Source organism: Tessaracoccus sp. ZS01 (assembly GCF_022342445.1).
Taxonomy (GTDB): Bacteria; Actinomycetota; Actinomycetes; order Propionibacteriales; family Propionibacteriaceae; genus Arachnia.
Map to the genome: position 1 here is coordinate 64,611 of NZ_PQFE01000010.1, position 23,202 is coordinate 87,812.

The following is a 23,202-nucleotide window of genomic DNA, read 5'->3' on the forward strand; positions in this document are numbered from 1 at the left end:
GTAAGGCTGTTAGCGCTAGCAGGGAAGGTTCCAAGCAGTATGAGTGCGCGCTTCCTTGGGCCCGCCCGCCTAGGATCGGGTCCGTGGAGATCAGTGGGGATGCGTTTGAGGGGCTCGTCGAGGAGGCGCTCGAGATGCTGCCCGAGCGTCTCACGGAGCATCTGGACAATCTCGTCTTCGTCATCGAGGACGAACCTGAGGACGGCTCGGACACGCTCGGCTGGTACGAAGGCACCTCGCTGACGGACCGTGGCGAGACCTACGGCTACGGTCAGCTACCCGACCGGATCGTGCTGTTCCAAGGCCCGCTGACCCGCCTCTGCGAGACGGAGGACGATCTCTACGAGGAGATCTGGATCACGCTCGTGCACGAGTTGGGGCACTACCACGGCATCGAAGAGGACTCGCTCCACGAGCTGGGTTGGGGCTAGCCGCAGACGGCGGCCAGTTCACCGGAGAACGCCAGCGGCTGTCCCCCGCCGCACAGGGCGCGGCTCACCGCCGGCACCATGCCTGGCCCCTGCTCGACGGCGGGAGCCTCACCGAAGGCCCGCTGGGCGCCCAGCAACGCTTCCCACGCCGTGGGTTGACGGGTGGCTTCGACGCGGGTGTTGTCCGGGTCCAGACCGGCGGCCTCCGCCGCGTGCCGGAAAAAGGCGTCGCGGCCCATGATGTCGTCGATGAGGCCGTGTTCCTTCGCCGTCTCCGGGTCGAACAGGTACGCCCCCAACTGTCCGGTGATCTTCTCTGCCGGGATGTCGCGATGCGTGGCCACGTGGGAGACGAAGTTGTCGTACTCGACGTCGAGGCCGGCCAGGTAGTGGGCCCTCTCCTCCTCCGTGATGGGGCGGAAGGGGTTGCCGAAATCTTTGCCCTTGCCCGCGGACAGGTATTCCTCGGTGATGCCGCCGGTGGTCGTGACGCCGGATTCGAGGATGGTGCCGGTGGTGGCAACCACGTCGGTGTACTGGCGCAACGGGCCGAAGATCACGCCGATGGAGCCGATGAGCGCGCCGTGGTCCGAGATGATCTCGTCTGCCGAGGCCGTGGCGTAGACGCCGCCGGAAGCAGACATGGAGGTGACGTGCACGAGCACCTTGTGGCCGGTGCGCTCCTGGTAGCGGTCGACGGCGTCGCTGATGGCGCGCGACCCACCGATGCTGCCGCCGGGGGTGTTGACCAGCAGCACCAGCCCCGAGGCGTCCTCCGCCGTCAGTTCGTCGATCTGGGCAGCCACCTCGTTGCCGAAGGTGCCCGCGGAGAGCAGCGCCCCGTCGGAGGCGTCGGACAGGATGGCGCCGGAGACGTTGACGGCGCGCAACGTGTCGGAACCACTCCCCCACATCGTGGTCAGACCGGTGCTCGCGGAGCCCGCGGCTGACGGGGCGAGCGCCGCGAGGCTCACCACCATCATGAGGGCGGTGACCAGCGAGGTCACCAGCAGCATCCCGCCCAGACCCAGGCCGAGCCCGACCCCGCCGCCGAAGCCCCGTGCGAACGCCCCCTTCGCCGGGGACGGACCCACCGGGAGGGGCGGTGGCCCCTGCGGGCCCTGCCTGGGCATGAGATGGGGCGACTGGATGTCGGTGCCGCGTTCGCGGGGTGAGGGTGGGGGAAAGTTGTGCCTGTCGTCGTTCACTGCCTGATGCCTCCTGATAAGCCTTGCCCACCCTAGTGGAGCGCCAGTCCGGTAGATTCAAGAACACCTCTCGCCGGCTGTGGTGGAGCCACGGATCAGGAGTAGTCAGATGAAGACCGTCACCCGTTGGGCAGCCGTGATCCTGAGTGCACTCGCGCTGGTCGTAGGTTCCGGCCCGGTGGCTGAGGCCGACTACCCCACCCCCACCTCCTCGGTCGGGCAGCACCTACTGGACATCGTCAGCGGGTGGAACCAGATTTTCCCGGGCTCGGTCGACGCATGGGAACTCCACGGGTCGGCCGCGCACTTGGCCTACCTCGACAGTTCGGTCCTGACCTGGCCGAGCATGCAGGAGGATCTGCGCCAGAAGATGCGCAAAGCCGGCGCCACCACGGTGGGCTTCACCGCGGTTGCGATACCGTACGCCACCGTCGAGGCGGCCGTGGCGACGCTCGAGAAGCGGTACGCGGCGGAGTTCACCAGCGGGGCGTTGGCGGCGATCTACCCCACCCCCGGCCTCACGCAACGGTCCCTGCAGGTGGCTGGGGAAAGCGCCGGAGTCGCGCTGCTGCAGGCACAACTCGGCACCAGCTACCAGGGCCTGCCCGTGGTCTACCGCGTGGGCGCGCAGCCGGCACCCGCAGGCCTGGACGTCTACATCACCCCCGGCATGCACCTGCTCAACGGCAGGGAGTGGCGCACCCGATGCGAGCCCTACTCGCGAACCAAGCGCTGCCGCACCGAGATCAAGGCCACTACCATCCAGAACACCAGCGGCAGTTACGTCCAGACCACCGGCTGGGTGTTCAACAACCTCACCTACGCCGCGTCGCCGCGTTCGCTGTGGAAGGGCAACCCCCTGGGTTACACCGTGCGCTGGTCCGCCGCCGACAGCCGGCAGTGGCGCACGGAGTGCGACACTGCGCTGACCGGTCGCAACGCGTGCCGCTCGTTCGTGATGTCGACGTTCATCGCGTTGGAGAACGGCCGGTTCGTGCAGAAGACGGACTGGCAGTTCAACAACATGGTGCGCTTCAGCTGAGGGCCACCCCGCGCAGCACCATCGCCAGCGGCCGACGGATGGTTTCGGCGCTGGTGCGCGGGTCCGCATCGAGCACGATGAGGTCTGCGCTGGCCCCCACCTCGATGCCGTCCGCGCCCAGCCATTCGCGGGCCGCCCAGCTGGCGGCGGCCATGGCGAACGCACGGCCCCCCACCTCTGCGAGGGCGTCGATCTCGTCGCGGATGCGGCCGTGTTCGACGACGGTGCCAGCGTCGGTGCCGGCGAAGACGGGCACCCCGGCTTCGATCGCCTTGCCGATGGTCTGCTTGCGGCGCGCGTGGAGGTCGTGCATGTGGGCGTAGTAGCTGGGAAACTTCTCCTGTGCCGGAGCGGCGTACATCGGGAAGTTCTCCAGATTGATCATGGTCGGCACCAGAGCCGTGCCCAGGCCGGCCATCTGCTCGATGCCCTCGTCGCTGAGGCCGGTGCCGTGCTCGATGCAGTCGATGCCGGCGGCAACGAGCTCATGGACGGCCTGCTCGCCGAAGCAGTGGGCGGTCACGCGGGCGCCCTCCTCATGGGCGGCGTCGATGGCCTGCTGCGCGATGTCCGCCGGCCAGAGCGGCGCGAGGTCTCCCACGCCGCGCTCGATCCAGTCGCCGACGAGCTTGATCCAGCCCTCGCCGGAGCGGGCCTCGTGCCGCACCTGTTCGACGAGCTGGTCCGGCTCCACCTCGACGCCGAGGTAGCGGATGTAGCGCCGGGGGCGGGCGATGTGGCGGCCGGAGCGGATCAGCCGGGGCAGGTCGTGCTCGCCGTGCACCCACCGGGTATCCGACGGCGACCCCGCGTCGCGCACGAGCATCGTGCCGGAGCGCAGGTCCTCCGTCGCCTGCCGGCGGACCGTCTCCGGGCTGACCGCGCCTTCGACGCCCAGCCCGATGTGGGAGTGGGCGTCCACGTAGCCGGGCACGATGAAAGCGTTCCGGGCGAGCATGGTGGCGTCGCGCACCGGTTCGTCGGTGAGGACGCCGTCGACGATCCAGAGGTCGCGGGGCTCCTCCTCAGGGAGGAACGTGCCATGAATGTGCAGGGGTTGGGTCACGGGTCGCTCCTCTGGCTGTCCTCAGGCTCGAGAATCAGAACTTCGGCTTGTTCTCGTTGAACATCTTCTGCAGTTCCGGCGGGAGCTGGAAGTCGTCGATGGTCTGGGGGATCTGCGGTGCGGCGGGATGGGCCGCCGGGCGGTTCGAGCCGGCGGGGCGTGCGGTGCCGCGGCGACCCTTCTTACCCTTCTGGTTCTGCTGCTTCTGCGGCTTGCGGCCACCGGGCATCCCAGGCATGCCGCCCATGCCGGGCATCCCGCCCATGCCCGGGAACTTGCCGCCAGCCATGGATTCCATCATCTTGCGGGCCTCGACGAAGCGGTTGACCAGCTTGTTGACGTCGGAGACCTCGACGCCCGCGCCGCGGGCGATCCGGGCCCGGCGTGAGCCGTTGAGGATGGCCACGTCGTCGCGTTCCTTCGGCGTCATGGAGAAAATGATCGCCTCGATGCGGTCGATCTCCCGCTCATCGATCTCGTTGATGGCCTGCTTGAACTGACCGGCGCCCGGCAGCATGCCGAGGATCTTCGACATGGGGCCCATCTTGCGCAACTGCTGCATCTGGGAGAGGAAGTCCTGGAGACCGAACTGGTTCCGGCTCATCAGCTTCTCAGCCGCAGCACGCGACTCTTCGGCGTCGAAGGTCTTCTCCGCCTGCTCGATGAGCGTGAGGACGTCACCCATGCCGAGGATGCGCGAGGCCATCCTGTCCGGGTGGAACATGTCGAAATCTGCCAGCGACTCGCCGTTGGAGGCGAACATGATGGGCTTGCCCAGCACGCGGGCGACCGAGAGCGCGGCGCCACCGCGGGCGTCGCCGTCGAGCTTGGTGAGCACCACGCCGTCGACCCCGACGCCCTCGTCGAACGCCTTGGCGGTGTTGACGGCGTCCTGGCCGATCATCGCGTCGACGACGAACAGCGTCTCGTGCGGGTTCACGGCGGCCTTGATGTCCGCGGCCTGCTGCATCAGCTCCGCGTCGATGCCGAGGCGGCCGGCAGTGTCGACGATGACGACGTCGTAGAGCTTGGCCTCCGCGTGGGCGATGGAGCCCCGGGCAACCGCGATGGGGTCACCGACTCCGTTGCCGGGCTCCGGGGCGTAGACGTGCACTCCCGCGCGTTCGCCGACGATCTGGAGCTGCTGCACGGCGTTCGGCCGCTGGAGGTCAGCCGCCACCAACAGCGGGGTGTGCTTCTCCGACTTCAGCCAGCGGGCGAGCTTGCCCGCGAGCGTGGTCTTGCCGGCGCCCTGGAGGCCGGCGAGCATGATGACGGTGGGCGGCCGCTTCGCGAAGCGGATCGTGCGCGCCTCCCCGCCGAGGATGGAGACCAGTTCCTCGTTGACGATCTTGATGATCTGCTGCGAAGGGTTCAGGGCCTTGGACAGTTCAACTTCCAGGGCGCGGGTCTTGACCGCTGCGACGAACTCTTTGACGACGCCGAGGTTGACGTCGGCCTCGAGCAGCGCGATGCGGATCTCGCGCATCGTGGCGTCGATGTCGGCCTCGGTCAGCCGGCCCTTGGCGCGCAGCCCCTTGAACACCGACGCGAGCCGGTCCTGCAGAGTGTCAAACACTGAGTCAATCCTTCTACGGTTGGAGGCAACTGAATCAGGATACCCAACGGTGCCCCGACCCCGATCCACGGCGGCGGATGCGGTCAGACCTGGGGCTGCTGTTGATAACTTTGGGGGCTTGTCCGACGGTCGTGCTTCCATGGTGGGCATGAGCGACGAAGCACTCGGCATCCTCCAGCAACTCACCGGCCGGCCGGACGCGCAGTTCCACCCGGGCCAGCGCGAGGCCATTGAAGCACTCACTGAGCACGGGCGCCGGGCGCTGGTGGTGCAACGCACCGGCTGGGGCAAGTCTGCGGTGTACTTCATCGCCGCCCTGATGAGGAGGAGGGCAGGCCACGGCCCGGCGCTGATCATCTCTCCCCTGCTGGCGCTCATGCGGGACCAGGAGGCGGCGGCCGAGCGGGCCGGCGTGCGCGCGGTGGCCATCAACTCCTCCAACGTCACAGACTGGGGCCAGATCGAGGAACGCCTCGCTGAGGACTCGGTCGACGTGCTGTTCGTGTCGCCGGAGCGCCTCGTCAACCCCCGCTTCCGCGCCGAGCAGCTCCCCCGGCTGATGGCCCGCACCGGCCTCCTGGTGATCGATGAGGCGCACTGCATCAGCGACTGGGGCCATGATTTCAGACCGGATTACCGCCGGCTGCGCACCCTCATCGCAGAACTCCCCGACGGCGTGCCCGTCCTGGCCACCACGGCCACGGCCAACCAGCGCGTCGTCGAGGACGTTGCCGAGCAGATGGCCGCCGGAGGACACGAGGTCTTCACGCTGCGCGGCGCCCTGGCACGCGAATCGCTGCGCCTCGGGGTGCTCGACGTGGGCACGTCCTGGCGCCGGCTGGCCTGGCTGACGCAGCACCTGGGGGACCTTCCGGGCAGCGGCATCGTCTACTGTCTGACGGTCTCGGCTGCGGACGACACGGCTGCGGCCCTCCGCGCCGCGGGGCACCAGGTGCTCGCCTACACCGGTCGCACGGACCCGGCTGACCGGGTGGCGGCCGAAGAAGCGCTCAAGAACAACGAGGTCAAGGCCCTGATCGCCACCTCGGCGCTGGGGATGGGCTTCGACAAGCCGGACCTCGGGTTCGTCGTGCATGTGGGGGCACCGTCGTCTCCGGTTGCGTACTACCAGCAGGTGGGCCGCGCGGGCCGCGCCACGGACCATGCGGAGGTGTTGCTCCTGCCCGGCACGGAGGACCGGGAGATCTGGCACTACTTCGCCACCAACGCGATGCCGACGGAGGCCAAGGCCGGCGCCATCCTCGACGCGCTCAATGCTGAGGGCCGGCCGCTCTCCACACCGGCGCTCGAGGCCCGTGTCGATATCCGCCGCTCGCAACTCGAACTGCTGCTGAAGGTCCTCGCTGTCGACGGCGCGGTGCAGGCGGTTCACGGCGGTTGGGAGGCGACGGGCCGGCCCTGGGTCTACGACCAGGAGCGCTACGACCGGATCGCGGCGGCGCGGGTTGCGGAGCAGCAGGCCATGGTGGAGTACCAGCGCCTGCCCGAAGGATCTTGCCGGATGGAGTTCCTCACCTCGGAGCTCGACGACCCCACCTCGGCGAGGTGTGGCCGGTGCGACACGTGCGCCGGGCCCTGGTATCCCACGGAGGTCACCGTCGAAGCGGCGGAGCAGGCGCGCTCGACGCTCGATCAGGTGGGCGTGCCCATCGCGCCGCGGGGCCAGTGGCCCTCCGGCCTGGACCAATTGGGCGTCACGGACGAGGACGGAAAGCCGATGCGCGGCAAACTGTCCGGCAACGAGACCCTCGACGAGGGGCGGGTGGTGGCCCGCCTGACGGACCTCGGCTACGGCAACGCGCTGCGCGAACTCTTCGCACCGGGTCCTGACGGGCAGCCCCTCGACGGCGAGGTGCCGGCGGAGCTGGCCGGCGCCTGCCTGCGGGTGCTGAAGGAGTGGAACTGGCAGGAGCGGCCGACGGCGGTGGCGTGGGTGCCCAGCCTGTCGCGCCCGCAACTGGTGGAGTCGCTGGCCACGGGCATCGCGCGCGCCGGGAGGTTGACGTTGCTCGGGCCTCTGGATCTGAACCCCGGCGCTGAGGAGCTCAGCAGGTCAACCAACAGCGCCTTCCGGGTACGGGACGCGTGGCACCGGTTCCGCGTGCCCGCTGCCATGGCCGAGTCGCTGGCGGCTGGAGGACCGGTCCTGCTCATCGACGACCTGGTGGACTCGCGCTGGACCCTGACGGTCGCCGGCCGGTTGCTGCGCCGGGCCGGGGCCGGCTCGGTGCTGCCCTTCGCGCTGGCCAGCGTGGCCTGACACACCGGGGCTTCGTCGGCGCCCGTTAAAGGGACCCCTGCTCTTCCGCGCGGGGGGTTCCCCCAGTAGCCTTCCAGAAGCGAGTCCGCTGCAAGTCAGGACAAAAAAGGAGGCAGCGGTGTTGATCGGTATTCCCAACGAGGCGCCGGAGGCGCGCGTGGCCGCCACGCCGAGCACCGTGACCCATCTGGCACGTCTCGGGTACGAGGTGGCCGTTGAGGCCGGGGCGGGCGCACGCGCCTCGTTCCCGGACCACGCCTTCGCCGAGGCGGGCGCTCAGGTGGTGTCAACCGAGGCGGTGTGGCAGAGCGACGTCATCGCCATGGTCGGCGCCCCCACCCCGGAACAGACCGCCCTTCTGCGGCCGGGCCAGACGCTCGTCGGGTTCCTGAATCCCCGCACAGACCTGTCGCTGACGGAGGCCCTCGCGGAGCGGGGCGTGACGGCGCTCAGCATGGACATGGTGCCGCGCATCTCGCGCGCCCAGTCGCTCGACGCCCTCTCCTCGATGGCGAACATCGCCGGCTACCGCGCCGTGATCGAGGCCGGTCACGCCTTCGGCCGGATGTTCGGCGGCCAGGTGACCGCCGCCGGCAAGGTGGCGCCGGCCAAGGTGTTCGTCATCGGCACCGGTGTCGCCGGGCTGGCGGCCGTGGGCGCGGCCCGCAGCCTGGGCGCTGAGACCTTCGCGACAGACGTGCGGCCGGAGACGGCCGAGCAGGTGGAATCCATGGGGGCGCGGTTCCTGCACATCGCCACGGCCAAGCAGGTCTCCGCGGACGGGTACGCCCAGGAGTCCTCCGCCGACGACGCGGACAGGGCCACCGCGCTGTACGCCGAGCAGGCCCACATCGTCGACATCATCATCACCACCGCGGCCATCCCCGGCCGCCCCTCCCCCAAGCTCATCACCGCCGACATGGTGGCCAGCATGCGTCCCGGCAGCGTCATCGTGGACCTCGCCGCGGCGGGTGGCGGCAACTGCGAGCTGACCCGCCCGGGCGAGGCGTACACCACCGATGGCGGCGTGACGATCATCGGCTGGACCGATCTCGCCTCCAGGCTCCCCGGCCAGGCGTCCCAGCTCTACGGCACCAACCTGGTCAACCTGTTCAAGCTCCTCACCCCGCAGGGCGACGGTGCGCTCACCGTCGACTTCGACGACGAGGTGCACCGCCAGATGACCGTCACCCGCAACGGGGAGATCACGTTCCCCCCACCGCCCATCCAGGTGTCGGCAGTCCCCGCGAGGACCCCGGCGACCCAGGTGCCGGCCCAGGTCGCCAAGGCCTCCCCGCCCGATCAGTGGGCGCGGTTCCGTCGCCTGATGCTCGTGGTGGCCGCCTGGCTCCTGCTGGCCCTGCTCCTCCCCGGTGGGTTCCTCAGCCACATCCTGGTCTTCGGGCTCGCCTGCGTGGTGGGCTACTACGTGGTCTGGGGCGTGCAGCCTGCGCTCTACACCCCGCTGATGAGCGTGTCCAACGCCATTTCCGGCATCACGATCGTCGGGTCCATCACCCAACTCACGTCGCCCCTGTTGTACGTCCAACTGATCGCGTTCGTCGCCATCGTGCTGGCCGGTATCAACTGCGTCGGCGGCTTCGCCATCACCCAGCGGATGCTGGGGTTGTTCGCTTCGTCGAAGGAGGCCTGAGGTGCTCGACGCCTTTGTCTTCGGCTGCTACATCGCCGCCGCCCTGCTGTTCATCCTGAGCATCGTCGGGCTGTCGAAGCAGACCACCGCCCGCTCCGGCAACGCCTACGGCATCGTCGGCATGACGCTGGCCGTCGTCGCCACCGTGGTCCAGACCTTCGCCGCCCAATGGGACCTCCTCGGGTTCGCGCTGCTGGTGATCGCCCTGGTGATCGCCTTCGCCGTCGGGCTGCTCTACTCGGCCAGGGTCGCCATGACCGGCCTCCCCGGCCTGGTCGCCCTGTTCAACGCCTTCGGCGGTCAGGCGTCCGCGTTCGTGGGCATCAACGCGGCCCTGGGCGTCGAGAGCTACCCGGCGCTGACGGACCAGATCGTGCACGGCGTCGAGGTATGGGCCGCGGTGTTCGTCGGCTCGCTGACGTTCTCGGGCTCCATCGTCGCCTGGGGCAAACTCAACGGGAAGATCACCTCGAAGCCCACCGCGCTGCCCGCCAAGAACCTCGTCGTCGGCCTCCTGGTGCTGGGCCTGATCGGTTCCCTCGCCTGGCAGCTCATCAGCCCCAACCTGTGGGCGCTCATCATCGCCCACCTCCTGGGCTACGCCTTCGGCATCATCATGGTGCTCGCCATCGGCGGCGCGGACATGCCCGTGGTGGTCAGCTTCCTCAACTCGTTCTCCGGGTGGGCCGGAGCCCTGTCGGGCTTCGCGGTGGGCTCTGACCTGCTGATCGTGGCCGGCACCATCGTCGGTCTCTCCGGCATCATCCTGTCCGTCGTGATGGCCCGTGGCATGAACCGCTCCATCACCAATGTGCTGCTCGGCGGGTTCGGCACCGGCGACTCCTCCGGCGCAGCGGTGGCGATCCTGGACGCCGACGGGAACCCGAAGCAGGCTGTCATCACCAACGTCGACGAGGTGGTGGGCTGGCTCACCGATGCCCGCCGGGTGGTCATCGCGCCCGGGTACGGCATGGCTGTCGCGCAGGCCCAGCACCCCGTCGCAGAACTGGCCAAGCGGCTGATCAGCAACGGCGCGCAGGTGCGCTTCGCGATCCACCCTGTGGCCGGTCGCCTGCCGGGGCACATGAACGTGCTGCTGGCCGAGGCGCACGTCCCGTACGACATCGTGCTGGAGATGGACGAGATCAACGGCGACTTCCACGAGACCGACGTGGTGCTGGTGATCGGCGCCAACGACACCGTGAACCCCGCCGCCATGGAGCCGGGCACGCCCATCAGTGGCATGCCGGTGCTGCGCGTGTGGGAGGCCGACAGGGTGATCGTCTTCAAGCGTTCGATGGCCCCCGGCTACTCCGGGGTGGAGAACCCGCTGTTCTTCGAGGACAACGCCACCATGTTGCTGGGCGACGCCAAGGTGAGCTCCGACGCCCTCGTGGCGGCCATCCGAGCCCGCGTCTGACTACTCGCCCAGGATGCCCTGGACGAAGTTCTCGGGGTCGAACGGCGCGAGGTCGTCGACGCCCTCGCCCAGGCCCACCAGCTTGACGGGCACGCCGAGTTCGCGCTGTACCTGGATGACGATGCCGCCCTTGGCGGAGCCGTCCAGCTTGGTCAGCACGATGCCGGTTACGTTGACGACCTCCGCGAAGATGCGCGCCTGGGTCATGCCGTTCTGACCGGTGGTGGCGTCGAGCACGAGCAGCACCTCGGTGACGGGGGCCTTCTTCTCGATGACGCGCTTGACCTTGCCCAGTTCGTCCATGAGCCCGGTCTTGGTGTGGAGCCGGCCGGCGGTGTCGATGATGACCACGTCCACGCCGTCGCGGGCACCCTTGTCGACGGCGTCGAAGGCGACGGACGCCGGGTCTGCACCCTCGCCGGAGCGCACGGTCTCGACCCCGACGCGCTCACCCCACGTCGACAGCTGCTCAGCGGCGGCCGCACGGAAGGTGTCTGCCGCCCCCAGGACCACGGACTTGTTCTCAGCCACCAGCACGCGGGCCAGCTTGCCCACGGTGGTGGTCTTGCCGGTGCCGTTGACGCCGACGACGAGGACGACGGCCGGGTCACCGTCGTTTGCGGGGGTGAGGTTCAGCGACCGGTCGAGCGTGGGGTCCACCAGCTTGAGGAGTTCGGTGCGCAGCACGTTCTTCGCGCGGACGGGGTCTGCCACGCCGTCGATGGCGAGCTCCCTGCGGAGTGCCTCCGTCAGTTCGGTGGTCGGGCCGACGCCCAGGTCTGAGGTGATCAGTGTGGTCTCGAAGTCATCCCACACCTCCTCGTCGATCCGGTCCGCGCTCAGGAGGTCGCCCAGTGCGCGGGCCAGGGCGTTGTTGCTGGAGGAGAGCCGCCTGCGCAGCCGCGCCCAGCGCGTGCCCGGCGCTTCCGGAGCCTCGATGCCGGGCTCCACCACCACGGGTTCGGGTGCGACCACCGGCGGCGCCGGTTCGACCACGACCTCCTCGGGCGCGACGACCGGCGGTTCACGATCGGTTGGTTCGATCTCCGCCCGGGTCTCGGCCTCGAGCCGGCGCTGCCGGCGTCCGTCGACGGTGATGATGATGCCCGCGACCACGATCGCGAGGCCGATGATCCCGATGATTACCCAGAAAAACCAATCCACGCGCTCATCCTACTGGGCACGCGCGTCCCGGCTGCGGGCGGCTGCGGGGAGCGGGGTTCAGCCGGCCTCTTCGGCGAGTCGCTGCGAGACGACCGTCGAGATGCCGTCGCCGCGCATCGTGACCCCGTACAGCGAATCCGCGATCTCCATGGTGCGCTTCTGGTGCGTGATGACGATGAGCTGCGACGACGCCCGCAGTTCCTCGTAGATGCCCAGGAGCCGGCCGAGGTTGGCGTCGTCGAGCGCCGCCTCCACCTCGTCGAGGATGTAGAAGGGGCTGGGGCGGGCGATGAACAGCGACACCAGGAAGGCCACCGCCACCAGCGAGCGTTCGCCACCGGACAGCAGCGAGAGCCGCTTGACCTGCTTGCCCGCGGGCCGCGCTTCGACGTCGACGCCGGTGGTCAGCCAGTTGCCGGGGTCCGTGAGCACGAGCTTGCCCTCGCCGCCCGGGAACAGGCGGGCGAAGACCTTGTCGAAGCTCTCCTCCACGTCGCGGTAGGCGGCCTCGAAGACCTCCTGAACCCGCTTGTCGACCTCGGCGACGATATCGATCAGGTCCGTGCGGGTCTGGCGCAGGTCCTCGAGTTGCTCCGCCAGGAACTGGTGGCGGGCCGTCATGGCGTCGAACTCCTCGAGCGCCAGTGGGTTCACCCGCCCCAGCACGGCGAGGTTCCGCTCAGCGGCGCGCAGCCGGGAGGTCTGCTGATCCCTGTCATAGGGCACCGGCTCGGGCTGCTCATCGTCATCGCCCAGCGCCGTGCCATCGGGGCGCGTGATCACGGGCACCAACTCGTCCGGCCCGTACTCCGTCACCAGTTGCGCCGGCTCGAGGCCGAGTTCGCTCAGGGCGCGGTCCTCGAGTTGTTCGATGCGCATCCGGTGTTCGATGCGCACCATTTCATCGCGGTGGGCGCCGCGCACGATCTCGTCGAGACGCTGGGAGGCGGCCTTGGATGCATGACGTGCGCGCGTGGTGCCGGCTTCGGCCTCGCGCCGGGCGGCGTCCGCGGCGTCGCGCTGGGCGGCGGCCTTCTGACGGGTGGCCTCCACGCGCTCCGCGAGGATGAGGGCCGCGTCGTTGACCACGCGGGCGATCTCGCCCTCCCGACGCAGGTGCTCGGCCCGCTGCCTGGCCTTCGCCCGCGACTGGCGCTCGTGTTGCGCGGCCCGCAGCAGCGACTCGGCGCGGCCGGAAATGGCCTTGACCTGCTCCTCGACGGAGCGCAGTGCCAGCCGGGCGTCCATCTCGGCCTGTCGGGCGCGGCGTGCCTCGCCTGCTTTCTCGTCGCGCTCCGCCGGGTCCGGCTCCGTCACGTCCTCTTGGGTCGACGCGGCCTCCAGCCGCTCTGTCAGCTCAGTGAGTTGCTGTTCGTCGCGGGCGCGGGAGGAGCGCGCCGTGTCGATCGCCTCGGCGAGCCGCTCGGCCTCCTTCATGGCGGCGGCCTGCGATTGGCGGAAGGAGCCCAGCTGATCGGCCACGGCTGCGAGCTGGGCATCCGAATCGTGCAGGGCCGCCAGCGCGTCCGCCTCGGCGCGCCGCGCGGCGACGAGCCTCTCCTCCAACTCGTCCGCGGCGAACTTCAGGCGGTCGGATTCGTGCCCGGCGGCGGCCAACGCGTCCTCGGCCTCGGTGAGTTCGGCCTGCACCTCGAGCAACGACGGAGCCGCCGCGGTACCGCCCTCGACCAACCAGGACGAGAAGAAGTCGCCGGCCCTGGTCACAGCGGTGAGGTGGGGATGCTCCCCCACCAGTTGCGCAGCCTCCTCGGCCGTCTCGACCGCAACGGTGTCGCCGAGGAGGCGGCTGAGGGCAGCCGCGAGCGAATCCGGCGCCTCGACGAGGCTCAGCAGCGAAGTGCCCGGCGCGCCCTCCGTCCGAGCGTCGGGCGCCGGGCTCACGGAAGGGTCTGCCACGACCAGGGGCGCCCGGCCCAGGTCCTGGTCCGCCATGTGTCTCGAGGATGCCAGCGCCCCGTCGAGGCCCTGCACGACGACTGCCTCCGCCAACCCACGCAGCGCCGCCGACACGGCGGCCTCCCAGCCGGACGTGACCGTGAGCAGATCACTCAGGCGACCCACCACCTCGTCGCGGCCGGCCCCGAGCAGATCTGCTGAGCCGTCCTTGCGCTGGGTCAGCAGCCGCAGCGCGTCCACGCGCGCGTTCAGCCCGGCCCGCCGCCTGCCCACGTCCGCTTCCCGCGCCTTCAGTGCAGCACCGTCGGCCTCGAGCGCTTCCAGCGCGGCCGCGGCCTTCTCGTAGTCGGCATCGAGGTCCGATTCGGAGGCGCCCAGCCCCGCCAGGGAGGATTCAGTGTGGTGGAACTTCGCCGCAGCCTCTTCGGCGCGGTGCAGCGCCTCTGCCCGGCGGTTGTCGAGCCGGGCGATCTCCTCGTCGGAAGCCTCCAGGCGCGACTTGATCGAGTTCACGCGCCCCGTCAGCCGGGCCAGCCCCTCGCGCCGGTCCGCGATCGCCCGCAGCGCGGAGCTGTAGGCCTGCTCGGCGGCCGAATGTTCCTGCTCGGCGCCGTTGCGGCGCAGCGTCGCGTCCGTCAGGGCGCTGTTGGCCGCCTCCACCTCTCGGCGCAGCCCCTGCTCCTTGATGCGGATGTCTGCCGCCTCGGCCTCGAGGGCCTCGGGGTCGCGCCCGCCGACGTCGAGCGTGGGTTGGTTCTCACCGGCGCGCATGCGCTCTGCCGAGATCGAGATGGTCGTGGTGACGCGTTCGCGCAGGCCGGCCAGCGCGTACCACTGCTCCTGCGCTGCGTCGAAGTCTGTCGCTGCGGCCCGGAGCCGACGCTCGGCGGCTTCCTCCGAGGCCTGTGCCTCTGCCACGGCCTGCTCGGCGCGCACCTTGGCCTCCTCGGCGGCCGCCTCGTCTGCCAGTTCGGCCTTCAGTTTTGCCTGCGCGCTCGACAGGTCGTCTGCCAGCAACCTGGCCTTCGCGTCGCGGAGTTCGGCCTGGATGACCGCCGCCTTGCGCGCGGCTTGCGCCTGCCGGCCGAGGGGCTTCAGCTGACGCTGGAGTTCGCCCACCAGGTCCTGCAGGCGCTCGAGGTTGGCGTTGGTGGACTCGAGCTTCCGCAGCGCCTTCTCCTTGCGCTTGCGGTGCTTGAGGACTCCGGCGGCCTCCTCGATGAAGCCGCGCCGCGACTCCGGGGTGGCCTGGAGGATGGCGTCGAGTTGCCCCTGACCGACGATGACGTGCATCTCGCGGCCGATACCGGAGTCACTGAGCAGTTCCTGGACGTCCAGGAGCCGCGCAGGGGTGCCGTTGATCGCGTACTCCGAACCGCCCGAGCGGAACATCGTGCGGGTGATGGTGACCTCGGCGTACTCGATGGGCAGGGCACCGTCGGTGTTGTCGATGGTGAGCTCCACCTCAGCCCGGCCCAGCGGGGCACGCTTGGCGGTGCCGGCGAAGATGACGTCCTCCATCTTTCCGCCGCGCAGCGTCTTGGCGCCCTGCTCACCCATGACCCAACTGAGCGCGTCGACGACGTTCGACTTGCCGGACCCGTTGGGCCCGACCACGCAGGTGATGCCGGGTTCGAAGACCAGCGTCGTCGCGGACGCGAAGGACTTGAAACCACGCAGGGTGAGTTTCTTGAGATACATGTCAGACGGTGGGTCTCTCTTCGACGGGAGCCTCTGCCACCGTCAGCTTAGAGGAGCGCACCGCCCTGAAGGTCCAGACCTTGTTCACGATGAAGTTGATCGGCATGGTGAGCATGATCGCGATCAGCTGTGCCCAGTATTCGCGGGAGTTGAGGCCCCGTTCCTCATGGAAGTAGGGCTCCGGCAGGTAGACCGGGCTCGAGGGGTTCGTGAGCAGGATCTTGATCACCAGGCCCACTGCGGCCGCCACGGAGCCGACGGCGAGGAAGGGCCAGAACTCGGCCCACCAGGTGGCATGCTTCGTGCTCTGGAACGTCCACCAGCGATTGAGCTGGAAGTTGTAGAGGTTGGCCACCAGGAACGCCACGATCCACACCACAGCCGTGAAGCGCAGGTTGAACTCGCTGCCCGGGATGGACCAGACGATGTCCTGGGCGTTCTGGGAGCCGCCGTTGAGTCGGTTCATCACCACGGCCACCACCATGTTGATGAGGACGCCGGAGCCGCCGACGATGCCGAACTTCAGGAACTGCCCGATCGACCTTCGGTAGCGGGCTTTGTGAGAAGCGTTCACTGACGTCCTTTCGGGGCCTGCTGGCAGGCCGGACACAGGTAGGAGCTGCGGTTCATGAAGACCCGCCGCACGATGGGGCGGCCGCAGCGGTGGCACGGTTGGCCTTCCCGACCATAGGCGTTGAGGGAGCGGGAGAAGTAGCCGGACTCACCGTTGACGTTCACATAGAGGCTGTCGAACGACGTGCCGCCCTGCTCGAGCGCCTCCGCCATGACCTCACCCGCGGCCCGGATCAGCTCCACCGCCTTGCGCGGCCCCAGATCCGGCGTCGGGGTGTCGAAGTGGACGCGGGCCCGCCACAGGGCCTCGTCGGCGTAGATGTTGCCCACCCCGCTGATCAGCGACTGGTCCAGCAGCGCCCGCTTCACCGTCGTGCGTCTGGCGCGCAGGCGGGCGGCGACGGCGCGGGCGTCGAAGCCGGGGTCGAACGGGTCCAGGGCGATGTGCGGCACGGGGCACGCGGCCAGTCCGGGACGGAAGTCCAGGCCACCGAACATGCGCTGGTCGACGAACCGCAGTTCGGTGTCGTCGTCCAGGTGGAACACCACGCGGGTGTTGCGCACCAGTTCGTCACCCGGGGAGTTGAAGCGGAACTGGCCGCTCATCCCGAGGTGCGCCACGAGGGCGTCCTCACCGAGCACGGCCCACAGGTACTTCCCCCTCCGCCGGATCTCTTCGATCCGGCGCCCGGCCACGTCTGCACGGAACCCTTCGGGACCCACCGCGTGGTAGCGCACGGGACGCGGGTGGTGGACGGTCACGTCACTGATCGTGCGGCCGGCGGCGTGGCGGTGGAGACCGAGGCGGACCACTTCCACCTCTGGCAGCTCAGGCACTGGTGAGCTCCGCCACGGCGAGCCGCGCGGCGATCTGTTCAGCGCGCTTCTTGCTGGGAGCCGTCCCCTCACCCACGGCGCGTTCCTGCACGTGCACCACTGCGGTGAATGTGCGCTGGTGGTCCGGGCCGGTGCCGTTCACGACGTACCGGGGCAGGCCCCATCCGTTGGCGGCGGTGAGCTCTTGGAGGACCGTCTTGTAGTCCGCGTAGTCACCGGACTGGGCGGAGGCTGCGATCAGAGGATCGAAGTTGTGGTGGATGAACCGTGCGGAGGCGTCCGGGCCTTCGGAGAGGTGGATGGCGCCGATGACGGCCTCCATCGTGTCCGCCAGGATGGAGCCCTTCTCCTGGCCGCGCGTGGCGATCTCACCCTTCCCCAACCGCAGGTGCTCCCCCAGTTCCAGGGAACGGGCGAGTTCTGCCAACGGTGCGGAGCTCACTACGGAGGCGCGCAGCTTCGCCAGGTGGCCCTCGGCCAACTCGGGGTAGCTACGCACGATGTGCTCGGTCACCACGATCTGCAGGACCGCGTCGCCCAGGAACTCCAGCCGCTCATTCGAGGGCAGGGAGTTCTCGTAGGCGAAGCTGCGGTGCGTAAAAGACAACTCAAAGAGCTGGGCGTCAACCTCGACGCCCAGCTCCTTCAGCTGGTTTTCAAGCCTGCTCATCCCCTGGCTCGGGGAGAGCCCGCTCAGGCCTCGACGACCTGGCGACGCGCACCGCGGGGGCCGTACTGGCCACAGGCGGGGCACGCGGTGTGCTGCAGGTGCGGCTCACGGCAGGCGGGGTTGGCGCACACAACCGTGGGCACAACGCTCGTCTTCCACTGCGCACGGCGCGAACGGGTGTTGCTGCGCGACATCTTCCGCTTCGGAACTGCCATGATCTTCTCCTAGATTCTCAGCAAAGTCAGTTGTTGCTCTCGCCGCGCAGTCCAGAGAGGTTCTCCCAGCGGGGATCAATCTTCTCCCCGTGGCTGTGAGCGGGATCATCGTTGCGGTTGAAACCGCAATCGGGGCAGAGCCCGAGACAATCTTCGCTGCACAGTGGCGTGAACGGCAATTCGAGCACCACAGCGTCGCGCAGGGTTTCGTCCAGATCGATTGTTTCGTCGACCACGACGCTCTCGTCCTCATCGACCTCGCGGCCGGGATAGAAGAAGAGTTCCTGCAGATCGAAGGACTCTTCGTCCTCGATGTCATCCAGGCAGCGGGCGCATTGGCCGTGCAGTTGCACGGTTGCGGTTCCCGTCACCAGGATGCCTTCGACCACCGCTTCGAGCTTGAGATCAAGCTCGATATCGGAGCCCTGTGGCACTCTGATCACTTCGATACCAAGGTCGGCAGGCGCCGGAACCGTCTCGTGAATCACCTTCGTGGAGCCCGCGCTCCGACCAAGCTCATGCACCTCGAGAACAAGGGGTGAGCGACGATCGGGGTGCTGCTGTACCGGTGACACGTCGGATTCCCTTCGCCTAACCGTCCATGACCTCGTCATGACCGACTGCCAACTCTACCGAATCTCCAGGCTCGGGCCAAATCACCGTGCGCGTCTGGCCCGGAGCGCCGCCGCCACGTTCGCGGGCACGTACCTCGAGACGTCGCCGCCCAGGTTGTGGACCTGCCGGATGATCGTCGACGACATCGTGACGTGGTCACGCGCGGCCGGCAGGAGAATGGTGTCGAGGGCCCCCATGTCGTAGTTCATGTGGGCCTGCTGCAGCTCGAAATCGAAATCTGCGCCGAACCTGATGCCCTTGACCACTGCCCCGATCCCCCGCTCGCGGCAGAACTCGACGAGCAGCCCGTCCATCGCCTCGACGGTGATCCCGTCCACGCCGGTGGTGGCTCCCTGGACCAACGACACCCGCTCGTCGAACGAGAACAGGTACTTCTTCGAGGAGTTGTTGCCGATGGCCACCACCACCTCCCCGAACAGTGCCTGCGCACGGCGGATGATGTCGAGGTGCCCCACCGTGATGGGGTCGAACGAGCCGGGGCACAGAACCTTCATTCCGCAACCCTAGCGGGCCGGCCGCACGCCTCAGTCGACCGAGCCGTAGTAGAGCACCGTCTCGCCGTAGCGCTTCTCCCACGTCTCCGTGAAGGCCGGTGGCCAGATGGGCGCCCGATCACGTTTGGACCGCTCCACCACGACGAGCCCCCGCTCGGCGACGACACCCCGGGCGAGGCTGGCCAGCAGCTTCTCCACCTCTTCGGTGGTCAAGCCGTAGGGCGGGTCCATGATGACCACGTCGAATGACCTGTCCGTGCCGTCGACGAACGTCTGGGCCTTGGCGGTGCGCACGTCTGCCTCCACCCGGATGGCTCGGGCGTTGGCCGAGATCAGCCCCGCCGTCGCCCTGTCCGATTCCACCAGCACGACGGGGTGCGCCCCCCGGCTGGCGGCCTCGAGACCGATGGCGCCCGAGCCCGCGAACAGGTCGAGGACCGAGCATCCGCTGAGGTGCTCCGAGGCGTCGTGGTCCACGGTGTCGAACCAGTTGACCAGCGAGGAGAACAGGCCCTCCCGGGTGCGGTCCGTGGTGGGCCGCGTGTTGTCGCCCTTCGGCGTCTCCAGACGGCGGCCCTTCGCCCGGCCTGCGATGATCCTGCTCACGTCTTCTCCATCCACTCGGCTGCGGCCACCTCTTCGGCCTTGGCCATGAGGTCTGCCAGCAACGGGTCTGTGCCTGACCGCGGGTCCGCCAGGACCTTCTCGGCCAGTTTCCTGGCGCGCATGATGACCTCCGCATCATCCAACGCGCGCAACAACTTCAGCGAACCGGCTCCGGACTGGGCAGCGCCCAGCACGTCACCCTCGCGGCGCAGCCGCAGATCCAGTTCTGCCAGCTCGAAACCGTCTGTGGTGGTGGTCAGCGCGGTGAGCCGCGTGTGGGCGTCCAGGTTGTCGCCGATGGCCGCCAGCAGTAGGCACAGGCCCGCGTGGCCGCCCCGGCCGATGCGGCCGCGGAGCTGATGCAGCTGGGAGAGGCCGTAGCGGTCTGCGTCCATGATCACCATGACGGTGGCGTTGGGCACGTCCACCCCCACCTCGATGACGGTGGTGGCCACCAGCACGTCGAGGTCGCCCGCCGCGAACGCGGCCATCGCCGCATCGCGGTCCTGCACGTGTTGCTTGCCGTGCACGACGCCGATCCGGAGGCCTTCGAGCGGCCCGGAGGCCAGCAGCGGAGCGAGTTCCTCCACGGCGGTGAGCCCCTCCCCCTCTTTCGCCGTGATCGCCGGGCACACGACGAAGGCCTGGCGCCCCTGGCCGACCTCCTCGCGCACCCGCTCCCAGGCGCGCGTGACCCAGGTGGGGCTGCGGTGGGTGTCGACGAAGACTGTCTGCACCTCCGCGCGTCCCGCGGGCCGTTCGCGCAGTTCGCTGGTCTCGAGGTCACCGAAGACCGTCATGGCGATGGAACGCGGGATGGGGGTGGCGGTCATCACCAGGGTGTGCGGCTTGTGTTCCGCCTTGGCGGACAGCGCCGCCCGCTGCTCGACGCCGAAGCGGTGCTGTTCATCCACCACCACCAGGCCCAGGTCGAAGAACTCGACGGGATCCGACAGCAGGGCGTGCGTGCCGACGACGATGCCCGCCTCGCCCGTGACAATGGCGTTGAGGGCCTCCCTCTTGGCCTGCGTCGAGCGGGAACCGGTGAGCAGCACCACGCCCGTCGCGTCGGGATGGGCACCCAGGGAGCGGCCCTGGCCCAGGTCTCCCATGAAGCGCGTGATGGTCTGGAAGTGCTGCTTGGCGAGCACCTCCGTGGGGGCGAGCAGTACAGCCTGGCCGCCGGAATCCACCACCGCGAGCATGGCGCGCAGCGCCACCAGCGTCTTGCCTGAGCCCACCTCGCCCTGCAGCAGGCGGTTCATGGGGGCAGGGCGCGCCAGTTCGTCGAAGACCTGCTCGCCGATGGCGAGCTGACCCTTCGTCAGCGTGAACGGCAGCCGCTCGTCGAACGCGTCCAGCAGCCCACCCACCCGCCGGGGGCGGGGTGTGGCCAGTTCCCCGGCGTACTGGGCGCGACGGTGGGCCATGGCCAACTGGATGCCGAAGGCCTCGTCGAACTTGAGCCGCGCCTTGCCCACCTCCGCCTGCTGCCTGTCCGTGGGCTCGTGGACGGCGGTGAGAGCCTCCTGGAACGGCAGCACACCGGCCTCCTGCACCACCCACGGGGGCAGCGTGTCGCCGGCGACGGCGGGCAGTGCCATCTGGATGGCTTCCGCGATCACCCACGTGGGCAGCTTGCCGTGCGCCGGGTAGAGGCCCACCAGCGTGGAGCGCTGCACCGCACGGCTCATGGCGGCGCGGTTCTGCTGCTTCTCGGTCTTGGGATTGCGCACGGCGGCACCGTCCAGCATCACGAACTCCGGGTGCGTCAGCTGCAGTTGGTCACGGAAGACGCCGACCCTGCCGATGAAGATGCCGCGTCTGTCTCCAGAGAGCAATTCCTTCACCCACCAGTCCGCCATGTTGCTGGCGCGCCCGTAGGACGAGTTGTTCTTCACCCTCGGGGCGAAGAACGTGACGTCCACATCCGTCTGCCCGTCGGTGATGACCGCGTTGACGCGGAACTGGCCGTTGGATTCGGCCTTGGCGGCCCCCTTCACCTGGGCCACCAGAGCCGCGTCCTCGCCGACGCGCAGGCCGGAGAAATCCGACATCTCTGAGCCGGCCAGGTACCGGCGCGGCACGTGCCGCAGCAGGTCGTCGACAGTGTGGATGCCCAGCTTGGCGAATTCCTTGGCCGTGGGCCCACCGACCACGTCTCCGAGACGTCGGTTCAGTTCGCGGTAGAGGGTGGTGCGCCACATGCGCATAACCCTACCGAGCGCCGCGGACAGTACGATCGGCCATCATGTACCGCCTGATCTTCTGGCCGGTCCTCATGCCGTCCTTCCTGTTCGCGGTCGGCGCGGGGGCCATGCTGCCCGTCATGGTGTTGGCCCTGCTCCAGCTCGGCGCTTCGGAGTCGTTCGCCAGCGCCACCATGGCACTGTTCGGCGCGGTCGCGCTCATCGTCACCGTGCCGGTGGGGGCCGTCATCGACAAGGTGGGCGACAAGAGGGCCATGACGCTGGCCACGATCTCCTCGGCGGTCCTCTTCGGCCTCAGCGTGGTGGCGCTGGCCTACCCGTCGTCGTTCTCCCTGGCGCTGTTCGTGGGCGCGCTCGTATTGCAGACGCCCGCCGCGGTCGCGTGGAACCTGGCGCGCCAGGCGGTGCTGGCGGAGACGGTCCCGGAGGCCCAGCGTGGCCTCGCCATGACGGCACTGGGCGGCACCATGAGGGCCGGCAACCTCGTGGGCCCGCTGTGCGGAGCCCTCCTGCTGCTGTGGCTCCCCCTGTGGTCGGTCTTCGTCCTGGGCGCCGTCATGGCGGTGGTGGCCACGGGCATGCTGTACATCAAGAGGCTCAACCGCGACTTCGATGCCCAGGTCCAGCGCAACAAGGCGGCGCACCAGCAGGACGAGGCCACCGTCGGCGTGCGGTGGGCGGCAGTGAACCTGGCCGGCATCGCGATGACCACCCTGACTGTGGCCCGCATCGCGCAGCCCATCCTCATCGCCCTGTGGGGCGTCCACCTCGGCTGGAACGAGGCGCAGATCTCGTTCCTCGTCGCGATGGGCTCCGGCATCGAACTGCTGTTGATGATGCCCGGCGGCTACGTCAAGGACGCGATGGGCAGGGCCTTCACCCTGGTGGTGTGCCTGGTCGTCTACGGTTCCGGCTTCGCGCTTGCGGCGCTGTGGCCCACGTCGTTCGGCTTCATCGCGGCGGTGGTCGTCATGAGCGTCGGCAACGGACTGGGCGCGGGCATCAACATGACGATCGGCGCGGACCTCTCACCGGCGAGGGGGCGCGCGAAGTTCCTGAGCATCTGGGCGATGTTCAGCCAGGGCGGGGCGCTGGGTGGGCCGCTCTTGATCTCGGGGCTGCTCGCAGCGGCGTCCCTGCCGGTGGCGATGTTCAGCGTCGCCGCGGTAGCCGGGGCCGGCGCCGCGTGGATGGCCGCGTGGGCACGCGTCATCGGGCTGCCCGGCAGGCGGAGGCAATAGAGAACCGGCGGCCCGCTCAGCGGACCGCCGGTTGTCAGATTGTCTCAGCTCAGCGCGCGACCTTGCCGGCCTTCAGGCAGGAGGTGCAGACGTTGACGCGCATAGCGGCACCATTGACGGTGGCGCGGACGCGCTGAATGTTCGGGTTCCAGCGACGGTTGGTCTTCTTCTTCGACCAGGGCTTGTTGTGACCGAAGCCGGGTCCCTTGGCGCAAACTTCACACTTGGCAGCCACTGGAATCTCCTTGTTGGTTCGT

General features: G+C 69.0%; 20 protein-coding genes. 6 read left to right on the forward strand and 14 right to left on the reverse strand.

Annotation, left to right across the window (positions count from 1 at the left end; genetic code table 11):
* The first annotated feature begins 83 nt into the window (after positions 1-83).
* Entirely contained in the window at positions 84-431 is a 348-nt protein-coding gene (locus C3E87_RS10235; protein WP_198928283.1) for a metallopeptidase family protein, read from the forward strand.
* On the opposite strand, the gene C3E87_RS10240 is transcribed toward C3E87_RS10235, so the two are convergent.
* Positions 428-1,639, reverse strand: a complete 1,212-nt coding sequence (locus C3E87_RS10240) for a S49 family peptidase (protein WP_076062346.1) — start codon at positions 1,637-1,639, stop codon at positions 428-430. The two genes, C3E87_RS10235 and C3E87_RS10240, sit on opposite strands and share 4 nt — an antisense overlap.
* Positions 1,640-1,748: 109 nt before the next feature.
* Here C3E87_RS10240 and C3E87_RS10245 point away from each other — a divergent pair, with 109 nt between their 5' ends.
* Positions 1,749-2,681 carry a hypothetical protein gene (locus tag C3E87_RS10245; RefSeq protein ID WP_076062349.1) on the forward strand — a complete coding sequence of 311 codons (933 nt, stop codon included), beginning with the start codon at positions 1,749-1,751 and terminating at the stop codon, positions 2,679-2,681.
* Here C3E87_RS10245 and C3E87_RS10250 read toward each other — a convergent pair.
* Both C3E87_RS10250 and ffh read right to left on the reverse strand, forming a co-directional pair.
* The gene (locus C3E87_RS10250) at positions 2,674-3,747 is read right to left on the reverse strand and encodes an amidohydrolase family protein (protein ID WP_233120784.1); all 1,074 of its coding nucleotides are present in this window, start codon (positions 3,745-3,747) and stop codon (positions 2,674-2,676) included. The two genes, C3E87_RS10245 and C3E87_RS10250, sit on opposite strands and share 8 nt — an antisense overlap.
* Before the next feature lie 34 nt (positions 3,748-3,781).
* Positions 3,782-5,326, reverse strand: coding sequence for a signal recognition particle protein (gene ffh / locus C3E87_RS10255; protein ID WP_076062351.1), 1,545 nt, complete (start codon positions 5,324-5,326; stop codon positions 3,782-3,784).
* A 139-nt stretch (positions 5,327-5,465) separates the two neighbouring features.
* On the opposite strand from ffh, the gene C3E87_RS10260 reads away from it, so the two are divergent.
* The 3 genes from C3E87_RS10260 to C3E87_RS10270 all read left to right on the forward strand — a co-directional run bounded on the left by C3E87_RS10260 (position 5,466) and on the right by C3E87_RS10270 (position 10,681).
* Complete coding sequence (locus tag C3E87_RS10260) at positions 5,466-7,607, forward strand: ATP-dependent DNA helicase RecQ (protein WP_076062353.1); 2,142 nt, start codon at positions 5,466-5,468, stop codon at positions 7,605-7,607.
* Between the two features lie 118 nt (positions 7,608-7,725).
* The gene (locus C3E87_RS10265) at positions 7,726-9,261 is read left to right on the forward strand and encodes a Re/Si-specific NAD(P)(+) transhydrogenase subunit alpha (protein ID WP_076062356.1); all 1,536 of its coding nucleotides are present in this window, start codon (positions 7,726-7,728) and stop codon (positions 9,259-9,261) included.
* 1 nt (position 9,262) lies between these two features.
* On the forward strand, positions 9,263-10,681 hold the full coding sequence (locus C3E87_RS10270) for an NAD(P)(+) transhydrogenase (Re/Si-specific) subunit beta (RefSeq protein ID WP_076062358.1): 1,419 nt from the start codon (positions 9,263-9,265) through the stop codon (positions 10,679-10,681).
* Here C3E87_RS10270 and ftsY read toward each other — a convergent pair whose 3' ends face one another.
* The 10 genes from ftsY to C3E87_RS10320 all read right to left on the reverse strand — a co-directional run bounded on the left by ftsY (position 10,682) and on the right by C3E87_RS10320 (position 21,707).
* On the reverse strand, positions 10,682-11,845 hold the full coding sequence (gene ftsY, locus C3E87_RS10275; RefSeq protein ID WP_076062360.1) for a signal recognition particle-docking protein FtsY: 1,164 nt from the start codon (positions 11,843-11,845) through the stop codon (positions 10,682-10,684).
* A gap of 57 nt (positions 11,846-11,902) precedes the next feature.
* The gene (smc, locus tag C3E87_RS10280) at positions 11,903-15,463 is read right to left on the reverse strand and encodes a chromosome segregation protein SMC (RefSeq protein WP_076062362.1); all 3,561 of its coding nucleotides are present in this window, start codon (positions 15,461-15,463) and stop codon (positions 11,903-11,905) included.
* A 1-nt stretch (position 15,464) separates the two neighbouring features.
* On the reverse strand, positions 15,465-16,037 hold the full coding sequence (locus tag C3E87_RS10285) for a GtrA family protein (RefSeq protein WP_076062364.1): 573 nt from the start codon (positions 16,035-16,037) through the stop codon (positions 15,465-15,467).
* Positions 16,034-16,873 (reverse strand): bifunctional DNA-formamidopyrimidine glycosylase/DNA-(apurinic or apyrimidinic site) lyase, encoded by an 840-nt coding sequence (mutM, locus tag C3E87_RS10290; protein WP_076062366.1) that lies wholly within the window; start codon positions 16,871-16,873, stop codon positions 16,034-16,036. Before mutM ends, C3E87_RS10285 begins: the two co-directional genes overlap by 4 nt.
* Entirely contained in the window at positions 16,866-17,543 is a 678-nt protein-coding gene (gene rnc, locus C3E87_RS10295; RefSeq protein WP_083665565.1) for a ribonuclease III, read from the reverse strand. The genes mutM and rnc overlap by 8 nt, the downstream gene beginning before the upstream one ends.
* Positions 17,544-17,566: 23 nt before the next feature.
* A complete protein-coding gene (gene rpmF / locus C3E87_RS10300) occupies positions 17,567-17,758 on the reverse strand; it encodes a 50S ribosomal protein L32 (protein WP_076062368.1) in 192 nt (63 codons plus the stop codon).
* 26 nt (positions 17,759-17,784) lie between these two features.
* The gene (locus tag C3E87_RS10305; protein WP_076062370.1) at positions 17,785-18,333 is read right to left on the reverse strand and encodes a DUF177 domain-containing protein; all 549 of its coding nucleotides are present in this window, start codon (positions 18,331-18,333) and stop codon (positions 17,785-17,787) included.
* Between the two features lie 81 nt (positions 18,334-18,414).
* Positions 18,415-18,888: a pantetheine-phosphate adenylyltransferase gene (coaD, locus tag C3E87_RS10310; RefSeq protein WP_076062372.1), complete on the reverse strand. Its 474-nt coding sequence runs from the start codon at positions 18,886-18,888 to the stop codon at positions 18,415-18,417.
* A 30-nt stretch (positions 18,889-18,918) separates the two neighbouring features.
* Positions 18,919-19,494 carry a 16S rRNA (guanine(966)-N(2))-methyltransferase RsmD gene (gene rsmD / locus C3E87_RS10315; RefSeq protein ID WP_076062374.1) on the reverse strand — a complete coding sequence of 192 codons (576 nt, stop codon included), beginning with the start codon at positions 19,492-19,494 and terminating at the stop codon, positions 18,919-18,921.
* On the reverse strand, positions 19,491-21,707 hold the full coding sequence (locus tag C3E87_RS10320; protein WP_076062377.1) for an ATP-dependent DNA helicase RecG: 2,217 nt from the start codon (positions 21,705-21,707) through the stop codon (positions 19,491-19,493). Before C3E87_RS10320 ends, rsmD begins: the two co-directional genes overlap by 4 nt.
* A 38-nt stretch (positions 21,708-21,745) precedes the next feature.
* Between C3E87_RS10320 and C3E87_RS10325 the strand changes: the two genes are divergently transcribed.
* Positions 21,746-22,945 carry an MFS transporter gene (locus tag C3E87_RS10325; RefSeq protein WP_198928284.1) on the forward strand — a complete coding sequence of 400 codons (1,200 nt, stop codon included), beginning with the start codon at positions 21,746-21,748 and terminating at the stop codon, positions 22,943-22,945.
* A 49-nt stretch (positions 22,946-22,994) separates the two neighbouring features.
* On the opposite strand, the gene rpmB is transcribed toward C3E87_RS10325, so the two are convergent.
* Positions 22,995-23,180 carry a 50S ribosomal protein L28 gene (gene rpmB / locus C3E87_RS10330; protein WP_076062379.1) on the reverse strand — a complete coding sequence of 62 codons (186 nt, stop codon included), beginning with the start codon at positions 23,178-23,180 and terminating at the stop codon, positions 22,995-22,997.
* Positions 23,181-23,202 lie beyond the last annotated feature (22 nt).